The organism is Pusillimonas sp. (assembly GCF_044464525.1).
GTDB lineage: Bacteria > Pseudomonadota > Gammaproteobacteria > Burkholderiales > Burkholderiaceae_B > Pusillimonas.
Window position 1 is genome coordinate 136,269 of sequence record NZ_JBIQLE010000005.1, and the last position, 14,627, is coordinate 150,895.

General features: G+C 60.7%; 12 protein-coding genes. 2 read left to right on the top strand and 10 right to left on the bottom strand.

Annotation, left to right across the window (positions count from 1 at the left end; all coding sequences use genetic code 11):
• Window positions 1-113: 113 nt before the first annotated feature.
• From ACIY1O_RS04635 to coaE, 5 genes are all read right to left on the bottom strand, one after another.
• On the bottom strand, window positions 114-3,233 hold the full coding sequence (locus ACIY1O_RS04635; protein WP_397473913.1) for an efflux RND transporter permease subunit: 3,120 nt from the start codon (window positions 3,231-3,233) through the stop codon (window positions 114-116).
• Window positions 3,230-6,337 (bottom strand): multidrug efflux RND transporter permease subunit, encoded by a 3,108-nt coding sequence (locus tag ACIY1O_RS04640; protein ID WP_397473914.1) that lies wholly within the window; start codon window positions 6,335-6,337, stop codon window positions 3,230-3,232. The genes ACIY1O_RS04635 and ACIY1O_RS04640 overlap by 4 nt, the downstream gene beginning before the upstream one ends.
• A gap of 24 nt (window positions 6,338-6,361) precedes the next feature.
• On the bottom strand, window positions 6,362-7,618 hold the full coding sequence (locus tag ACIY1O_RS04645; protein WP_397473915.1) for an MdtA/MuxA family multidrug efflux RND transporter periplasmic adaptor subunit: 1,257 nt from the start codon (window positions 7,616-7,618) through the stop codon (window positions 6,362-6,364).
• Between the two features lie 121 nt (window positions 7,619-7,739).
• Window positions 7,740-8,492, bottom strand: coding sequence for a cell division protein ZapD (gene zapD, locus ACIY1O_RS04650; protein WP_397473916.1), 753 nt, complete (start codon window positions 8,490-8,492; stop codon window positions 7,740-7,742).
• A 22-nt stretch (window positions 8,493-8,514) separates the two neighbouring features.
• Window positions 8,515-9,150, bottom strand: a complete 636-nt coding sequence (gene coaE, locus ACIY1O_RS04655) for a dephospho-CoA kinase (RefSeq protein WP_397473917.1) — start codon at window positions 9,148-9,150, stop codon at window positions 8,515-8,517.
• A 151-nt stretch (window positions 9,151-9,301) separates the two neighbouring features.
• Here coaE and ACIY1O_RS04660 point away from each other — a divergent pair, with 151 nt between their 5' ends.
• Window positions 9,302-9,976 carry a hypothetical protein gene (locus ACIY1O_RS04660; protein ID WP_397473918.1) on the top strand — a complete coding sequence of 225 codons (675 nt, stop codon included), beginning with the start codon at window positions 9,302-9,304 and terminating at the stop codon, window positions 9,974-9,976.
• Here the strand turns inward: ACIY1O_RS04660 and ACIY1O_RS04665 are convergent.
• From ACIY1O_RS04665 to ACIY1O_RS04680, 4 genes are all read right to left on the bottom strand, one after another.
• Window positions 9,973-10,188, bottom strand: a complete 216-nt coding sequence (locus ACIY1O_RS04665; protein WP_397473919.1) for a response regulator transcription factor — start codon at window positions 10,186-10,188, stop codon at window positions 9,973-9,975. The genes ACIY1O_RS04660 and ACIY1O_RS04665 overlap by 4 nt on opposite strands.
• Before the next feature lie 113 nt (window positions 10,189-10,301).
• Entirely contained in the window at window positions 10,302-11,156 is an 855-nt protein-coding gene (panC, locus tag ACIY1O_RS04670; RefSeq protein ID WP_397473920.1) for a pantoate--beta-alanine ligase, read from the bottom strand.
• A gap of 27 nt (window positions 11,157-11,183) precedes the next feature.
• Complete coding sequence (locus tag ACIY1O_RS04675) at window positions 11,184-12,059, bottom strand: segregation and condensation protein A (protein ID WP_397473921.1); 876 nt, start codon at window positions 12,057-12,059, stop codon at window positions 11,184-11,186.
• A gap of 12 nt (window positions 12,060-12,071) precedes the next feature.
• Window positions 12,072-12,269 carry a DUF3460 family protein gene (locus ACIY1O_RS04680; protein WP_397473922.1) on the bottom strand — a complete coding sequence of 66 codons (198 nt, stop codon included), beginning with the start codon at window positions 12,267-12,269 and terminating at the stop codon, window positions 12,072-12,074.
• A gap of 135 nt (window positions 12,270-12,404) precedes the next feature.
• On the opposite strand from ACIY1O_RS04680, the gene ACIY1O_RS04685 reads away from it, so the two are divergent.
• On the top strand, window positions 12,405-13,778 hold the full coding sequence (locus ACIY1O_RS04685; RefSeq protein WP_397473923.1) for a DHA2 family efflux MFS transporter permease subunit: 1,374 nt from the start codon (window positions 12,405-12,407) through the stop codon (window positions 13,776-13,778).
• Window positions 13,779-13,782: 4 nt separating this feature from the next.
• On the opposite strand, the gene ACIY1O_RS04690 is transcribed toward ACIY1O_RS04685, so the two are convergent.
• Window positions 13,783-14,622 (bottom strand): helix-turn-helix transcriptional regulator, encoded by an 840-nt coding sequence (locus ACIY1O_RS04690; protein WP_397473924.1) that lies wholly within the window; start codon window positions 14,620-14,622, stop codon window positions 13,783-13,785.
• Window positions 14,623-14,627 lie beyond the last annotated feature (5 nt).

Below are 14,627 nucleotides of genomic sequence, written 5' to 3' on the forward strand. Positions count from 1 at the left end.
CCGCCTGCGCCGGCGCCTCCAGCTTCTTCCACACTCGGCCCGCGCCCCGCAACATGCTGAAGCCTGTGCGAGATGGCCCAGGTGTTGGCGGCGCACACTTCAAGCAGCCTGCGTCAATCATGCGGTCCGTCGGCAAGCGGCGTGTTCGTTGAGCGCGGCCGCCTGCGCCGCTCTGTCCACAAGCGCAGGCGATCCAGATATAGATAGACCACCGGCGTCGTATAAAGAGTAAGCATCTGGCTCAGGATAAGCCCCCCTGCGATGGTGATGCCCAGCGGCTGGCGAATCTCCACCCCCGCCCCCGTGGCGAATATAAGGGGCAGCGCACCAACCAGCGCCGATATCGTCGTCATCATGATGGGCCTGAAACGCACCAGGCAGGCTTCGTAGATCGCGTCGCGCGTTGACAGCTTGCGCTGGCGCTCGGCCTGCAGCGCGAAGTCGACCATCATGATGGCGTTCTTCTTCACGATACCTATCAGCAGAAAGACACCTATCAACGCGATAAGCGAAAACTCATGGCCAAGCAGCTGCAAGGCGAGCAAGGCCCCGATGCCGGCCGAAGGCAAGGTCGACAAAATGGTAATGGGATGAATATAGCTTTCATACAAAATACCCAGCACGATGTACATCGTGACCAGCGCAGCCAAAATCAACCAGGGTTGCTGCTGAACCGCCTTTTGCAAGGCTTGGGCATCACCCAGGAAACCCGCTTGTATTTGGTCGCTGGGCAGCCCTATGCGAGCCACTGCCTGCTCTATCGCTTCCACCGCCTCTTCGAGGGACACGCCGGGCGCAAGGTTGAACGACGTGTTTTCCGCCGCCAACAATCCTTCATGCCTGACACTGGTTGGCGCGTTGCCGGACTCGAAGCGCGCGAACGCCGCCAGAGGCACCCGGTTCCCATCCGCCGTAATAAGCTGCACCTGCTTAAGCGATTCAACGTCGCGGGCGTAGCGCGGGTCGACGGCCATGACCACATGGTATTGATTAAGCGGCCCGTAGATGACGGAAACCTGGCGCTGGCTGAACGCATTGTTCAGTGTGGTAGCGACCAGCGACATATCCACCCCCAGGCGAGTAGCCGTGTCGCGGTCGATCACCAGTTCGACCCTTTGCGCTTTGTCCTCGATGCCGTCTTCCACATCCACCAGCTCGGGCAAGGTCGCCATGGCGGCGCGCAGCTTGGACACCCACTCTTGCAGCAATGGCAGCTCACTGGCCATCAACGTGTAGTCATACGAGCCGGAACCCCTTCGTCCTGCGCCGCGCAAATCCTGTTCGGGAATCAATGTAAGTCGTGCGCCCGGCTCACTGCTGAAGCGCGGGCGCAAGCGATTAACCACTTCCATGGCGGTTTCCGTGCGCTGGTCAAGCGGCTTGAGCTGGATCATCATGAAACTTGAAGTGCTGCCGCCGCGCCCGCCCATGAAAGCCGTGACACTTCCGATGGCCGGGTCTTCAAGCAGTATCCGGCGAAATTTCTCGAGCTTGGGTTGCGCCGCTTGAAACGACGTGCCCTGGTCGACGCGGAAAAAACCCATTAACTGGCCCGTGTCTTGCTGCGGGAAAAAACTTTTGGGCACGACCGAATACAGATAGACGTTCAAGCCTATTGTCGCGAAGAGTATCAACAGCATGAAACGGCTGTGACGCAGCGCCCAGTCCAATGACGAACGATAGCCCCGCCAGAAGCGGTCTCCCACCCGTTGAAAAAACAGGCCCGCGCCAGACTGTTGCCGGCCGGCTCGCACACTGGGCTTCAGCAGGCGCGAGCACATCATGGGCGTCAATATAAGCGACAACAGCAGCGAAACCATGATGGCCGCCGTCAGGGTTACGGCAAATTCGCGGAACAACCGCCCCAGCAAATCGCCCATCAGCAAGATGGGAATGAACACGGCCACCAGCGACACGCTCATGGCCATGACAGTGAACCCTACCTCGCGCACGCCGCGCACCGCCGCCCGAAAGGGCGGCATGCCCCGCTCGATATGCCGCGAGATGTTTTCAAGCACCACGATCGCATCGTCGACCACAAAGCCTGTCGCCACGATCAGGGCCATGATGGAAATATTATTCAGGCTGAAACCGAACCACCACATCAGGCTGAAAGTGGTAATCAGCGAGGCGGGAACGACAATACTTGGAATAAGGGCGGCCCGCAGATTGCGCAAGAACAGCAGCACGACCAGCACCACCAGAATCACTGCAATAACCAGTGTCAGCTCAGCTTCGTGCAGCGAGGCGCGTATGCTTGGCGTGCGGTCCTGGGCCACGGTAAGGTTCACATGGGCCGGCGCCATGGCCTGGAAGACGGGAAGCTGGGCACGTATGGCATCGACCGTTTCAATAATGTTGGCGTCCGGCTGACGGCGAACAATCAACAACACGGCCCGCTTGTCGTTGAAGTAGCCCACGTTGTACAGCTCTTCCACCGAGTCCTGGACATTGGCCACGTCGCTCAACCGTATGGGCGCACCATCGCGCCACGCCACGATCAAGGGCGCATACTGCTCGGCGCGCGTCATCTGCGGGCTGGACAATACCTGCCAGTGGTGGCGGTCGTTCTCGACGATGCCATTGGGCCTTAGCGTGTTGGCATTGGACAAGGCCGCGCGCACCTCGTCCAGCGACACCCCCGCACTGGTCAGCGCCTGCGGGTTCAAACTGACCCGCACCGCCGGCAGGGAACTGCCCCCCACCGTCACCTCACCCACGCCGGTCACTTGAGACAGCTTTTGAGCGATGACGGTGGAGGCCAGGTCGTAAAGCTGGCCCTGGGTGGCGATATCTGACGTGAGCGCAAGCACCATGATCGGCGCCGAGCTTGGGTTGACCTTGTTATAGGTTGGATTATTGCGCAAGCCCGAAGGCAGCATGGCCCGCGCCTCGTTGATGGCCGCCTGGACATCGCGCGCTGCGCTGTTGATGTCCCGATCCATGTCGAACATCAGGGTGATGTTGGTCGAGCCTTCAGAACTGCGCGACGACATCTCCGACAGCCCGGCGATGGAGCCCAGCGCCTGCTCCAGTGGCATGGCCACACTGGAGGCCATGGTTTCGGGGCTGGCGCCGGCCATGCGCGCATTGACGGAGATCATCGGAAAATCAATCTCCGGCAGCGGTGCAACCGGCAGCAGACGATAGGCGAGCACACCGGTAAGCACGAACGCGATGCACAGCAACGTCGTGGTAACCGGCCGAACGATGAACAAGGTCAGCCATTTCATGGCGATGCCTCGCCAATGCCGCTACGCCGGCGCCGGCCCACCGAATAACGGCGCGCCAGGCGATCGAACATCAAGTAGATGACCGGCGTCGTGAACAAGGTAAGCAACTGGCTGCAGAGCAACCCACCCACCATGACAAGGCCAAGGGGCTGGCGCAGCTCGGAACCCGCGCCCGTGGACAGCATGAGGGGCAACGCGGCGAACAGCGCCGCCAGCGTCGTCATGAGAATGGGTCGAAAACGCAGCAGCGCCGCCTCGTGGATGGCCTCGCGCGGCGCAAGCCCGCGCCGCCGCTCTGCATCCAGGGCGAAGTCGATCATCATGATCGCGTTCTTCTTGACGATGCCGATCAGCAAAATGATTCCGATGATGCCGATCATGTCCAGAGCCTTGCCTGTGATGAGCAAAGCCAGCAATGCGCCGATGGCCGCCGATGGCAGCGTCGACAGAATCGTGACCGGATGAATATAGCTTTCGTAAAGAACGCCCAGCACGATATACATGGCGACGACGGCTGCCAGCATCAGCCACAAGGTACTGGCCAACGAGGCCTCGAAGGCCCGCGCCGCGCCCTGGAATTTCATTTCCACCGTAGCCGGCATATCGAGCTGAGCCTGCACCTCGGTAATGGCGTCGACAGCGTCCGACAGCGCCACGCCGGGGGCCAGATTGAAAGACATGGTGGTGGCCGGAAACTGCCCCAGGCGCTCGATGGAGAGCAGGCCGGCTTGCACAGTGGCAGTGACGACGCCGCTTAGCGGCGTCATGTCGCCAGACGCGGTGCGTACATAGATATGATCAAGCGCCGCCGGGTTGCGCCGATATGCTTCATCCACCTCAAGCACCACTCGGTACTGTGCGGATTGCGTAAATATCGTTGAGATCAAGCGCTGGCCAAATGCGTCGTAAAGCGCCTCGTCAATGGCCGCAGCCGTGATGCCCAAGCGGGCCGCCTTGTCTCGGTCTATCGCCAACACCGTCTGCAAGCCGCCGGATTGCTGATCATGGGTTACGTCTTCCAGCTGCGGCAGCTGACGCATGGCCTCTTCCAGGCGCGGCGCCCACTCCAGCAGCATCTCCCGATCAGGGTCTGACAAGGACATCTGATATTGGGTGCGGCTTACGCGGTCTTCGATCGTAAGGTCCTGAACCGGCTGCATGTACACACGTATGTCCGGTATGCGGGCCAATTCCTCGTTCAGGCGGCGTATTATGCGCTCGGCATTTTCATCACGGTCGGAAAGCGGCTTAAGGGCGATCTGCATGCGGCCGGTGTTGAGCGTGGCATTTTGGCCGTCGATGCCGATGAACGACGAGACCGTGTCGACGGCAGGGTCCTGCAATATCACCCGCACCGCTTCCTTCTGGCGTTCGGCCATGGCGTTGAAGGAAACCGTGGCCGGCGCCTGGCTGATGGCCTGGATAAGCCCAGTGTCCTGCTGCGGGAAGAACCCCTTGGGCACCAAAGCGTACAGCAGTGCGGTCAGCAAAAGCGTGCCCAGGGCCACCCACAGGGTCAGGCGCTGGTGCGACAGCACCCAGATCAGGCCCCGGTCGTAGGCGGCCACCAGACGGTCAAGGGTATCCCCCAACCAGCGCTGAAAGCGGCTATGCGTCTGCTCGGACTCCGCCTTCAACAGGCGAGCGCACATCATGGGCGTGAGGGTCAGGGAAATGCCCAGCGAAAGCAATATGGCAACCGCCAGCGTAATCGCAAATTCACTGAACAACCTTCCGATAACGTCGCTCATGAACAGCAGGGGGATCAGCACGGCGATCAAGGAAAGGGTCAACGACACCAAGGTGAAGCTGATTTGCGCCGCGCCTTTCAGGGCGGCTTGCATGGCGCTCTCGCCTTCTTCGATATGTCGAGCGATATTCTCGATCATGACGATGGCGTCATCGACCACGAAACCGGTGGCAATGGTCAGCGCCATCAGCGTCAGGTTGTTGACGCTGAACCCCGCCAGATACATGATGGCGAAAGTGCCTACCAAGGATAGCGGCACGACCACACTGGGTATGAAGGTGGCTGTCCAGCTACGCAAAAAGGCAAAGGTAACCAGCACCACCAGCGCAATGGCCAGCAACATCTCGATCTGGACGTGGTTTACCGAATCGCGGATTGTCTGCGTGCGATCGGTCGCAACACTCACGTCCACCCCTATCGGCAAGGCCTGCCGCAACGAGGGCAGCAGTTCCTTCACCCTGTCGACTACCTCGATAACGTTGGCGCCCGGTTGACGCTGGATGTTCAGAAGGATGGCGGGCTCGTCGCCCAGCCAGGCCGCTTGGCGGACGTTTTCGGCCCCCTTGCCGGCCACCGCCACATCGCGCAGCCGCAACGTGGCGCCATCTTCGTAGGCCAGGATCAACGCCTCGTAGTCTGCGATCGAGCGCAATTGATCGTTTGCATTAATGGTGGTCGAGCGCTCGGGGCCATCGAGATTGCCCTTGGGCTGATTGACGTTCGCCGACGTGATCGCGCCGCGCAGGTCGGAAAGCGTCAGGCCCCGAGCAGCCAGCGCCTGCGGATTGGCCTGAATCCGTACGGCGGGCCGCTGGCCGCCCGCAATGCTGACCAAGCCTACTCCCGAAATCTGGGAAAGCTTCTGGGCGACGCGTATGTCGATCAGGTCGCGCACCTCGTACAGGGGCAAGGTGGGCGACGTTACCGCCAAAGTGATGACCGGGGTGTCGGCCGGATTCACCTTGTTGTAAACGGGCGGCGCGGGCAGATCGTTGGGCAGCAGGTTGGACGCCGCATTGATCGCCGCCTGTACCTCTTGCTCTGCCACATCCAGGGCGAGTTCCAGATCGAACTGCAAAGTGATGGAAGACAGGCCGCCCGAACTCGTGGAAGTCATCTGGATCAGGCCCGGCATCTGCCCGAACTGGCGCTCAAGCGGCGACGTGACGAGGGCCGCCATGACGTCCGGGCTGGCGCCGGGATACTCGGTGCTGACCTGTATGGTGGGATAGTCCACCTCGGGCAGCGCCGACACGGGCAACATGCGGTAAGCCAGCAAGCCCGCGATCAGCAACGCCACCATGGTTAGCGTGGTGGCCACCGGACGAAGAATGAAAAGGCGTGAGAAGTTCATGGCGAAAATGTCGGGCCGCTAGCGCTAATGCGGCGAACCCGCTCCGGGCCCGCCTGTTCGTCCGCCCAGCACGGGGGCGGGCCGCGCCGCTTCTTCTGACCCGGTGATTATTTCGACCTTGGAACCCTCACGCAGGCGGTCAACCCCTTCGGTGACCAGGCGCGCTCCGGCTTCCAGCCCGCTTTCGACCGCCACCCGATCGCCGTCCACTGTGCCGGTGACAATGCGTTGAATCTGAACCGTATCCGCCTCGTCCAGCGTATAGGCGAAGGCCCCCTGCGAGCCCTGCTGCACGGCTGCCGCCGGGACCACCAACGCAGGCCGGCCGGTGCGCACTTTCAGGCGCACATTGACGAACTGATTCGGAAAAAGAGTTTCGTCCTGGTTCTCGAAGCGTGCCTTGAGCTTGAGGGTGCCGGTCGCGACGTCGATCTGGTTGTCCATTGACTCGAGCACGCCGGTTGCCAGCTTGCGCGTATCAGTACTGTCGTAGACGTCAACCTCGAGCCTTGTGCCCTGCCTGAACTGTTCCAGCACTTCGGGCAGGCGAGCCTGCGGCAAAGTAAACACCACGGATATTGGCTGCGTCTGGGTGAGTACGACCAGCCCCTCGGTGCCGCCGGACGAGATCAGATTGCCCTGATCGACTTGGCGCAGGCCCAGTCGGCCGTCCATGGGTGCGACGATCTCGGTAAAGCTAAGCTGCAGCCTGGCATCATCGACGGCCGCCTGATCGCTTTTTTGAGAACCCAGGTACTGCTGGACGAGCGCTGCCTGGGCATCGACTTGTTGCCTGGCAATGGAATTTTGCTTGAACAAGAGTTGATAGCGCTGCAAGTCGCGCTGTGCGTTTTCCAGTTGCGCCTGATTCTGCCTTTGCTGTCCCAGCGCCTGATCAAGCTGTATCTGGTAGGAACGCGGGTCGATGCGAGCCAACAAATCGCCCTTCTCTACTTTTTGTCCATCGTCAAAGAGAATCTCTTGCAGTTCGCCATCGACACGGGCTCGCACGGTTACCGTGTTATACGCCGTGACCGTGCCTATCGCGCGATAAACGACGTCAATCGTGCTGTCTTGGGCCGTGGCGATACGCACAGGCACCGGCGCCCCCATCCGGCCCGACATGAAGGGGTTGCCTGCGCCCGGCTGGGCTGCCGGCCCTGGCTTTGAATCGGCGCCCCAATACCAATAGGCAGCTGCGGCCAACATCACGATGGACAACACCCACCACCACGGACGGGCAATGCGTCGCCCGCCTGTCTCGGGACGCGAATCCGACATGCAAAGTTCTCCAATGGAAAATCAAGCCGCTATTGTCGCCAATTCCGCCCCGGGCGCGAACAAAAAATAGTCAAATGAAATCGACCGCAACAACTTTCCCGAAAGACCCGGCACGGTTGGATCAGAGGTTGCAGCGCGCCAGCTGGAAGGTAATGTCGCGTGTGACCGGCTGGGGCTTGAGCTCGTTGTCCTGGGTCGAGAAACGAATCCAGATGACATATTTGTTGGCGCTCATTTCGGGGAACACCCCCAGATCGGCATCTATCCAGGTACGCAGCAATTGATACGTTTTGCCCGTGAGCATTTCCTGGTAGGCCCCTTGCTTGGCCTCAAGCGTTTCGATGTCGCTGGAATCGCGCAGCATGCGCAATATCAGGGCCAACCCGCTATACAGGGGAAGAAAAGGGCTGATCCAGTTTTTTAGATCGTGTACCCGGGTTTCGTGGGGCTTGATCTGCCAGGCATAGTAAGACGGGATGTCGGCGGGCGACGAGCCGCCTGGCACGGCAAGGCGGCCGCGCAAACTGGCCAGCCATTCGTTGTCGCGCAAGCCCTGGCCAATACGGCCTTGCGCGCCAAGCGCTGCGGTGGAATCCTGAATTTCAGCGAGCATGGTATCGAGCGCGCCGGCGTCGACACCCGGATGCCGGCGCAGGCCGCTAAGCGAGACGCGCTGGCGCTCGAGGTCTTGCAGCACCGAGCCGCGCAAGTCGGTACGCTCGGAAACCTCGAGCAGGTCGAACAGGGTATCGAGAGCTATCTGATGATGGTGGACATCGGGGCCGTCGGCAAAGTAAAAGAGCCTGCCAAACAAATGCTCGACCCGGAGCAGAGTCCTAACGCGTTCGTTGCAAGGATATTCATAAAGAATCACGCGACCAGTAACCTTTTGGTGGTTAGTACACTTCGTCCTTTCCGCTGGAGTCGCGCCTGGATGCCAACTCGCACCAGGCATCGTGCAGCGCCCGCGAGCGCGCCTCGAGTTCGTCCAACGTGGTGTTGCCATCGTTGAGCACGATGTCGTCGGCAGCGGCCAGACGAGTTTCGCGACCAGCCTGCACCGCCATGATACGCTCAATAGCCTCTTGCGTCAGCCCGCTGCGGCTCTGCACACGTGCTATTTGCGTGGCTGGATCGCAATCGACGACGCAGATACGGTCGACCTTGTCGCGCCAGCGGCCCGACTCGACCAGCAAAGGAACTACGAACACAAGATAGCATCCCTTCGCACGTAGCGCCTGCTCGCGTGTAACCTGCCCTATCATTGGGTGAACAATGGCTTCGAGCCGCAGCCGCGCGCCGGAATCTCGAAAAACAAGCTCGCGCATGGCTTGCCGGTCAAGCGAACCGTCGGGCGCGATAACAGCCGGCCCAAACTCGCCGCGGATCGGGTCGATGGCCGCGCCGCCCGATGCCGTCAAGTCGTGGGCAATAACGTCGGTGTCGACTATTGACGCCCCCCACGAGGCGAAAAAGTCGGCCACCTTCGATTTTCCCGAACCAATACCGCCCGTCAAACCTATCTTCAACATGGGACAAAACCCCAATCGGCAAAACTGCAAATTTACCCCAGACAGCCCCATTCGGGCGACCATAGCCTGTTAAGATAGCCGTGAATTCCATCGAACGGGCCGGCGTCAAAGGCGCGCGGCGCCCTTTACCAATCACTGACAAGATACCGCCATGCCAGCCGCATCCAAAAAACGTGTTTGCTTGAACTTGCAGATCGGCCGCATAGTGGCCTGCGCAGCGTTATTGGCCTTGGCCGGTTGCGCCGCACAGCAAGAGGCCGGCCGCTACCAGCAAGCCCCGGAATCCACTCTAACCGACGCCCAGGCTCAAGCAAGGGGCCGTGGCACCAGCCTCGCCCCCGCGCAAATTCAGCTTGGGTTCGGTGAAGACGCTGCTCAGCGCGAAGCCCAGCCACCCGCCACCGAGCCTCAACAAGCCAACAAGGCGGCCATTGCCGCCCAGGCTCGGCCATTGCGCGAAGCCAAGACGTTTTTGGGTACGCTGCCTTGCCTGCTGGGCGGCGCTTGCGAAGCCAGTCGCGTAACGCTTACGCTGGCGCCCAACGGGCAATGGAGGGCGCGCTCTCAACCTCTGGCGGCCGGCGCCGCGGCAACCACAACACAGCAGGGATGCTGGGAAGTTACCGGAACCGCACCCTGGCGCATCCGGCTTAGCCCCGGCGCAAGTGAATCATCGACAGCCAGCTTCAGCTTCGTGAATGACAACATACTGCGGGTGAATTCAGTCAATGACCACCAGCCATTATTGGATTACCACCTGACCCGCCAGGCGGACATCGACGGCATCGAAGAGCTCAATGCCGCCGCAGCCCCCGCCTGCGATTAAATGCCGGCCACGCGGCGCGCCAGCTCTACCGCGTTGCGTACCTGCAGCTTTTGAAAGCATCGGGCTCGGTGAGCCTCGATGGTGCGTTGTGAAACGCCCAGCTCGGCGGCGATGATCTTGTTGGGCATACCCATGGCCACATATTGCATGACGTCGCGTTCGCGCGGCGTCAATGTCGAAAGCAGGGTGTTGATCGAAGGATGGTGTGTCATGTCTCCCCTCTTTTTGTAATAAAAGTGAAGGGATTCTGTCATATATTGCAATATATTGCGCCTGTCATTTCTGACAGATTCAGTCCACTGAGGATGTCGCCGCACAATAACCGCTAGGTGCGATATTGCAACTCGAGATTATCGATCAAGCGCGTGGACCCCAACTTTGCAGCGGCCAGGGCCACCAGCGGTTCGCCCGCCCGTATTTCTTCAGACGTGGGCACACCTAAATCGCGCTGCCGCCGAACCGAAAGATAATCCACCTGCCAGCCCCGGCGTGACAGTTCGGCCCTGGCCTGGCCCTCAAGCTCTGCTTGGTCATCACAGCCCTGTTCCAGCCGCTCTTGAATCTGCCGCAACTTGGCATACAAGTGCGGCGCTTCGGCTCGTTCGGTTTCTGAAAGATAGACGTTGCGCGATGACAATGCCAGTCCGTCGTCGGCGCGCACGGTTTCATGGGCCAGGATATTGACGGGAAGCTGGAACTGGCGGCACATGCGGCGCACCACCATCAATTGCTGGTAATCTTTTTTGCCGAATACGGCTACCCGGGGCTGCACACATGAAAACAGCTTCAGCACGACCGTGCCGACGCCGGTAAAGAAGCCAGGCCTGGACTCGCCTTCCAGTATGCCGCCCAGATCGCTTGGAGGCTGGATCTGGAAGCTTTGCGGCTCGGGGTACATTTCGCTTTCGCGAGGAGCGAACAGAACATAGACATCGCGCTCACGCTCAAGCTTTTCGATGTCGGACGCCAAAGTACGCGGATACCGATCAAAGTCTTCGTTGGGACCGAACTGCAGGCGATTGACGAAAATACTGGCCACCACCGGGCTGCCATGCTGGCGGGCCAGCTTCATCAGCGCAAGATGACCCGCGTGCAAATTGCCCATGGTGGGCACGAAGGACACATGCAGCTGTCCGCGCAACTGGTCGCGCAATTCTTCGATTGTGTGTACGACTTTCAAGAAGGTCTCCGTCAGGCACGGCTGCGCTCAGGCAGCTGCCGCCGTATATGACAAGCGCACGTAGATGGGCGCGTAGGGTTCTGCCTGCGTGATCTCGAGCAGCGATTCGCGAGAGAGCTCGAGCATGGCCAGGAAGTGCACAACGATGACCGCCACGGCGTCTCCTTGCTGCACCCGCTCGCTGAACAGCTCGGAAAACTCCATGAACCGCACGTCGGCCAGGCGGCGCAGGATTTGACTCATGTGATCGCGCACCGAAAGCTGCTCGCGCGTGATGCGATGATGAGCGTTGAGCCGAGCGCGACGCATGATGTCCGCCCATGCCTGCCTGAGGTCGTTGGCGTCGACCTGCGGCAAAGCCCGTTCGACGCGCAAGTCCATCAGCGCCTGGCTACGCTGGAAATCTCGGCCCAACCGAGGCAGTTGGTCGAGCTTCTGGGCGGCCAGCTTCATTTGTTCGTATTCAAGCAAGCGACGCACCAGCTCGGCGCGAGGGTCGTCAGGCTCTTCGCCGGTATCGGTGTTTTTAACCGGCAGCAGCATGCGCGATTTGATTTCGATCAGCAGCGCGGCCATCAACAGGTATTCGCCCGCCAGCTCAAGGTTCTGGTCGCGAATCTGCTCGACATACGACAAATATTGCTGAGTAACCTCGGCCATGGGAATGTCGAGCACATTGAAATTCTGCTTGCGGATCAGATATAGCAGCAGGTCGAGCGGGCCCTGGAAGGTCTCCAGGAAAACCTCAAGCGCGTCGGGGGGAATGTAAAGGTCTTGGGGAAGCGAGAACAGGGGTTCGCCGTATAGGCGCGCCAGCGCCACGCTGTCGACGACGTCGGGTGTGCTGTCGACCCGCGGATCGACCAGCGCATTGAGATCATCGGCCGAAACAGACGCGGTCATTTACTGAATTTACTAATGCAGATCGTCGGTCTGATAGACATAGGGAGGTTGGCAAAGCCGCCCGGCCCGATAGTTTTCGAGCAGTTCGGGGTCGAGGTTTTTGTCCCATAAAAGAGCGCGGCCTTCGCGCTGGCGCTGCTCGGTATCGCTGTGCCGGCGCTTGTACTCATTAAGGAATTGGGTGATCTCGGATTCGTAATGCCTGGCCATATGCGTCGTGTCGCTATATTGAACGTCAACCCCGAGTTTAACGCAGTCGAACAAAGTTAGAATGCCGGGATGGCGTCAGACATCCCAGCTTCCCCGCCCGCACCCCGTTCGGCACACGAACGGGCGGCCATTCGCATGATTCCCTTCATAGTTGGCTGCGCGCTGTTCATGCAGATGCTTGATTCCACGGTTGTCGCGACCGCCCTGCCCGTCATGGCCCAAGCCCTGGGCACCACTCCCGTCAAGATGAACGTGGCGATCACCAGCTATCTGCTGGCCTTGGCCGTGTTTGTTCCGATCAGCGGATGGGCCGCCGACCGCTTCGGGGCCCGCAAGGTCTTCATGACCGCCATCATGATGTTCACCGTCAGTTCGGTGGCTTGCGCCCTTGCGCACAATCTGCCGCAATTGGTCGTGGCGCGCACCTTGCAAGGCGTGGCCGGGGCCATGATGGTGCCGGTGGGCCGGGTGCTGCTGCTTCGCATGACACCCAAAGCCGAGTTGTTGCGTGCCATGACCTTCCTGTCCATGCCGGCTCTGCTGGGCCCGATCGTGGGGCCTCCGCTGGGAGGGTTTTTAGTCACCTACGCATCCTGGCACTGGATATTCCTGATCAACATTCCGGTGGGCATGCTGGGAATCGCGTTGGTGCTGCGCTACATCAGCGCCGACATCCCCGAAGATGCGGCAAAGCTCGATTGGCGCGGGTTCATCCTTAGCGGTGTCTGCCTGGCCTGCCTGGTGTCGGGGTTCGAATCCATCGGCCACAGCGACACGTCGCGCGGTCAAGTCCTGTCGTTGCTGGGCGTGGGCCTGGCTTGCGGGCTGCTGTACATTTGGCACGCGAAGCACCACGAACACCCCATCGTGGACCTGTCCCTGCTGAAGGTGCGCAGCTTCGCCATAGCCACGCTGGGCGGCAACCTGTGCCGGCTGACGGTGGGGGCCTCACCGTTTCTACTGGCCATGATGCTTCAGGTGGGGTTCGGCATGTCTCCGTTCGCTGCCGGGCTCATCACTTTCAGCAGTGCGGCCGGCGCCCTGCTGATGAAGCTGGTGGCCACACCTGTGATCAGCCGTTTCGGCTTCAAGCGGGTGTTGGTGGTCAACGCCGTACTGGCCGGCGCCCTGGTCATGGTCTGCGGCCTGTTCAACGCAAACACGCCGATCTGGATCATGATCGGCGTGTTGCTCATTGGAGGCATCTCCCGCTCCTTGCAATTTACCGCCGTCAACACGCTAACCTATGCCGATCTGGGTTCACCGGAAATGAGCCGGGCCAGCAGTTTTTCCTCCATGATGCAGCAACTGGCCATCAGCCTTGGGGTGGGCGGCGCAGCGCTGGTTTTGAACTTGAGCATGAGCTGGCGTGGCGCCGAGCAACTGGAGCCCATAGATACTTTTTGGGCTTTCATGATTCTGGGCGTGATGGCATGCCTGTCGATGTTCTCGTTCATGCGCCTGCCCGACAACGTCGCCCAGCATCTGCGCACACAGCGCAAAAAATGATGCCTTAACCGCTCATCAGCATGACAAGCTTGCAGTCGGGCCTTATCGCCGAACGGAACGTTATCTGGCGATAACTCAGCACACCTTGGTCGGGGTGGCGAAACTCGCGGCTGCCTCCCTCGCGCTCGACCACCGCCTGACGGCGCCACCAATGCGCGAACACCGGGCTATCGTTGAGCAGGCCATCGATCATTTCACGCACGTCGGGCTCATCGGCGTAGGCCGCCACGTCGGCGCGGAATTCGGCCACCACCCGCCGCGCGCGAGATTCCCAGTCGACCACAAGTTGCTGCGCGGCGGGATCAAGAAAAATGTAGTGCAGCAGATTGGGGTTCTTGACCCGGTCGGGCCAGCCGTCGAACAGGTGCAGCATGGCCTCGTTGCGCGACAGCACGTTCCAGCATCGGTCCAGCACGTAGGCCGGGGCAATAATGCTGTGCACGCAGTCTTCCAGCCCCTCGGGAAGCGGATCGATCAGGTCGCCGCCATGCTCGGGGTCGGCGCATTCGGCCAGCTCAAACAGATAATGGCGTTCGGCCCGGGTAAGGTGCAGCACATTGGCTAGCCGCGCCCACACTGTGGGAGACACGGAAACGTCGCGGCCCTGCTCTATCCAGGTATACCAGGTAACACTGATGCCTCCTAGCTGGGCGACCTCTTCGCGGCGCAGGCCAGGGGTGCGTCGCCGCATGCCTGATGGCAGGCCGACGCTTTCGGGCGTAATGCGGGCCCGCACGCTGCGCAGGAAATCACCCAAGGCCGCCCGGCGCACGGATCGGGCCTGCCCCTCGGCGGGACGCGCGGCCTGTTGGGGAGTATCAGGGTTGTCTTCCGGCGCGACCATGCCTG

Bases quoted from the DNA above. Each gene is read 5' to 3' on its own strand.
- coaE (WP_397473917.1), bottom strand. From the start codon at position 9,150: ATGTTGAAGATAGGTTTGACGGGCGGTATTGGTTCGGGAAAATCGAAG.
- ACIY1O_RS04635 (WP_397473913.1), bottom strand. From the start codon at position 3,233: ATGAAATGGCTGACCTTGTTCATCGTTCGGCCGGTTACCACGACGTTG.
- ACIY1O_RS04660 (WP_397473918.1), top strand. From the start codon at position 9,302: ATGCCAGCCGCATCCAAAAAACGTGTTTGCTTGAACTTGCAGATCGGC.
- ACIY1O_RS04690 (WP_397473924.1), bottom strand. From the start codon at position 14,622: ATGGTCGCGCCGGAAGACAACCCTGATACTCCCCAACAGGCCGCGCGT.
- ACIY1O_RS04640 (WP_397473914.1), bottom strand. From the start codon at position 6,337: ATGAACTTCTCACGCCTTTTCATTCTTCGTCCGGTGGCCACCACGCTA.
- ACIY1O_RS04685 (WP_397473923.1), top strand. From the start codon at position 12,405: ATGATTCCCTTCATAGTTGGCTGCGCGCTGTTCATGCAGATGCTTGAT.
- ACIY1O_RS04665 (WP_397473919.1), bottom strand. From the start codon at position 10,188: ATGACACACCATCCTTCGATCAACACCCTGCTTTCGACATTGACGCCG.
- ACIY1O_RS04675 (WP_397473921.1), bottom strand. From the start codon at position 12,059: ATGACCGCGTCTGTTTCGGCCGATGATCTCAATGCGCTGGTCGATCCG.
- ACIY1O_RS04645 (WP_397473915.1), bottom strand. From the start codon at position 7,618: ATGTCGGATTCGCGTCCCGAGACAGGCGGGCGACGCATTGCCCGTCCG.
- ACIY1O_RS04680 (WP_397473922.1), bottom strand. From the start codon at position 12,269: ATGGCCAGGCATTACGAATCCGAGATCACCCAATTCCTTAATGAGTAC.